Origin of the sequence: Corynebacterium sp. HMSC056F09 (assembly GCF_001815785.1) — a bacterium.
GTDB classification, from domain to species: Bacteria; Actinomycetota; Actinomycetes; order Mycobacteriales; family Mycobacteriaceae; genus Corynebacterium; species Corynebacterium hiratae.
In genome coordinates this window covers 1-3,247 of record NZ_KV821946.1, presented here as the reverse complement: position 1 = coordinate 3,247, position 3,247 = coordinate 1, and the positions used below count along the sequence as shown (strand labels likewise).

At 57.0% G+C, this 3,247-nt stretch carries 1 protein-coding gene and 1 pseudogene; both read left to right on the top strand.

What is annotated here, in order from left to right:
- Positions 1–425: 425 nt before the first annotated feature.
- Entirely contained in the window at positions 426–1,778 is a 1,353-nt protein-coding gene (purT, locus tag HMPREF3056_RS08845; RefSeq protein WP_070754588.1) for a formate-dependent phosphoribosylglycinamide formyltransferase, read from the top strand.
- A 700-nt stretch (positions 1,779–2,478) separates the two neighbouring features.
- A pseudogene (locus HMPREF3056_RS13620) lies at positions 2,479–3,247 on the top strand (adhesin); the annotation flags it as partial.

Here is a 3,247-nt window from a genome sequence, read left to right as displayed (position 1 = left end):
TAACGGCCCGTTGGCTGACCAGGTCAATGGCATCAATGCTCAGCTGAAGCGCTTCGGTGCTGATTACCAGCAGGCTGCTGGTGCTGTGGCTCTGATTGCTGCTGGTGCTTTGGCTATCGGCCTGTTGGCTGATGCTTGTGCACCGGGTGCTGGCGAGGGATCCTCCAAGTAAGAGGAAGACCGCGATAACCGAGGGCCAGCCGGCCCCCGTGGCCGGCTGACACGCTAGAAGGTCAGTCTGTAGCGCCAAGCCCCCTTTCCCACTGTTTCCCTGCGGTGGGTAAAGGGGGCTTTGGCGATCTTGCACCCCCGGGCCGGAGCCCGGGGCACCGTGTCGTCGTGGGGTGCGGTGAGTTTGGGTGGTTGTGGGGAATCGGGGGACGTCGCCAAGCAGCGCGGCGTGAAATGTGTGCGATAATTCGAGAATGACTACCGTAGGCGACATCGCAGGCCAGATCGGAACCCCCTTAACAGGAAGCGCTACCAAGGTGCTGCTCCTGGGGGCGGGCGAGCTGGGCAAGCAGTTGGTAATAGCCTTTCAGAATCTGGGGCTCGAGGTGCACGCTGTGGACCGCTACGCAGGAGCACCCGCGCAGCAGCTTGCGCACTTTAGCTACATCGCAGACATTAGGGACCCGCAGAAGGTGTGGGAGCTTACTGAGCGAATCAAGCCGGACTATGTGGTCCCGGAGGTGGAGACTGTCGCGGTGGAGGCGCTCAAGCGCATTGAGGAAGAAGTAGGCGCTACGGTTGTGCCGACGGCGCGGGCTTGTGAGCTCACGCAGTCCCGTGAGAGCGTGCGTGAGGTGGCTGAGAGTATCGGTCTTCCTGTGACGGCGTATCGCTTTGCTGAGACTGCTGAGGAGCTGCAGGAGGCAGTGGGGGAGTTGGGGCTGCCGTGCATCGTGAAGCCGGATATTACGACCTCCGGTAAGGGGCACGTTCTTCTTAAGGAAGAGGAAGAAATAGAGGAAACGTGGGCCATGGTGCGCCACGTGTCTACCGACCACAAGCGTGTGGTGGTGGAGCGCTTCGTTGATTTTGATTATGAGGTCACGTTGTTGGCGGTGCGTTCCATTGATCCGGCTACTGGGAAAATGGCGACGTGGTTTAGTGAGCCCATTGGCCACCGCCATGAGAACGGTGACTTGGTGGAGTCTTGGCAGCCTATGGCGATGAGTGAAGATGCGCTGGCGAATGCGCGGTCGGTTGCGGCGCGTATCTCTAACGAGCTGGGCGGGCGCGGTGTTTATGGCGTTGAGCTGTTCGTGGCGGGTGATGAGGTGTACTTCTCTTCTGTTTCGCCGCGTCCTTTGGATACTGCGATGCTGACTGGATACACACAGCGCTTCTCTGAGTTTGAGCTGCATGTCCGCGCAATGTTGGGCTTCCCGATTGATGTGACATTGGTGAGCCCCGGTGCGGCGGTCATTCTGCACGCGGATGCAGAGCTTGATGACGTCTCCTATTCCGGCCTCGATGCCGCTCTGGCTTATGAGGAGACGGACGTGCGTCTGTTTGGTAAGCCGTGGGCATATGCCGGGCGCCGCATGGGCATGGTGGCCACGACTGCTGAGGACGTTGAGACGGCCCGCGATAGGGCAGCGCTCGCGGCGGCGAAGATTACTGTGGCGCCGGGCTCGTCTTCTGGGGCAGACCAGGTGGATGCGCAGCCTGTGACTCCCGCTGGCTCGCCGGTCTCCGACATCGAGGTTATTGAGGTTCCCGAGCCGGTCGTCGACGTTGATCCGAAGCTCACGCGTTCCGCGGATGTTTAATGAGGACTCGGCGAGACATAAAAATGATTAATGGGGTAGTGGCCTTAAGCCCCGTGGGGTGAGGTTTCTAATGGGGAATGGCGGCCTGCTTTGTGCACGGCCGTTTCGCGTGTCTGCGAGGTGTAGCGGCAAGGGCGCTAAGTGCTCGCGAGTACGAGCTTTCGCGGGCCTTGGGGTGCTATAAGGTCGCAGGGGATCGTAGGTATCGCAGGTGCTTACAAGGGGATTAGGCCAGCGGGGGCGCGCACGGGGGCTGTTTGCGCTGGCGGAAGGTTTCCTTGCGCAATCCGGATGGGCGAAAACTGATATGCAAACTTAGTAAATCTTAGGTTGAGTATTATAAGAAATATTTAGAAGTTGACGGCGTTAACAGAAAATAGAACGAATGGGCGATAAATAGCAACCGTTCGGCTTAAATGCGGGTTCATGCAGGGGAAATGTACTCCGCCGTGGGTATAAGCAAAATTTATGGAGCAATGAGATACCTTGCAGCTTCCTGTGCTGAATGATATTCTCCTGAGTGGACTATAAGAGTTCGTGAGATTCCTAAGAAGAATCGCCGGTCAAGGTGTAAAAACCTACGTCCAGATTTCAGATTGGTTCAGTGGTTTAAGGCTGCTGTGCAGAAAGCTTGTAGACATTCACATCATTCGAAGAGGAAACGATGAGTAGATTAAGGAATATCTCCAGAGAGGGGTGGATGGTCTTTACTGCTGTGCTTACGGCAATTGCAGTAATTGCGGCCATGGTTACCGTTCCCTGGGCGAAGGCTGGCGCGGCCGAGCCGACTGATTTCGTGCCTAACACGACGTTGGGTGCTGAAAATAAGAAGATTGGCGGAGACCATAGCTGGGGCCAGCTTGTGTGGGCTGGACAGCCGCCAAAAGGTGCGAAGAATCCCCACACGGACAACGATGTCGGATGGGGCTGGTGTATTGATTACACTGTTGCCGATCCTATGCTCAAGACGGGCAGCTACAAGAAGTCCACTGCAGGGGCGATTCGCTTTGATGACCCGAAGTTTCAAAATGCGGCGATCGGAGTTGCTCTGAAGCTGCGTGATGCTACGGCGGCTGGCGATAAGAAACTTGCTAATCGGTACAGCGTTTATTTGGCAGCGCTCGTCTCTGATGCGTCGGGTAGGGCTGCCGCGATTAAGTTTATTCACGCAAATGACGGGGGTGATACCTCTGGTCTGGCACGTCCGCTCCACGGATTTGACGGCAACTCCGAGGACTTTACGGCGAACACGGGGCTGCGCATTCTAAAGGACAATGCGCAAACGCTCGACGAGCAGTTTGAAGCCGATCCGTCGGTCACTATCCCTGAGCAGCCGGCGGATGCCTTCATCACTGTGGTTGGCCCTAACGGCATAATCACTCATAACAGTGGTGGGGGACAGCGTGTGGTTCCTATTGACCAGCCTGGTCTTCCAGATGAGTCTGTTGAGCCGAAGATTTCGACGAATG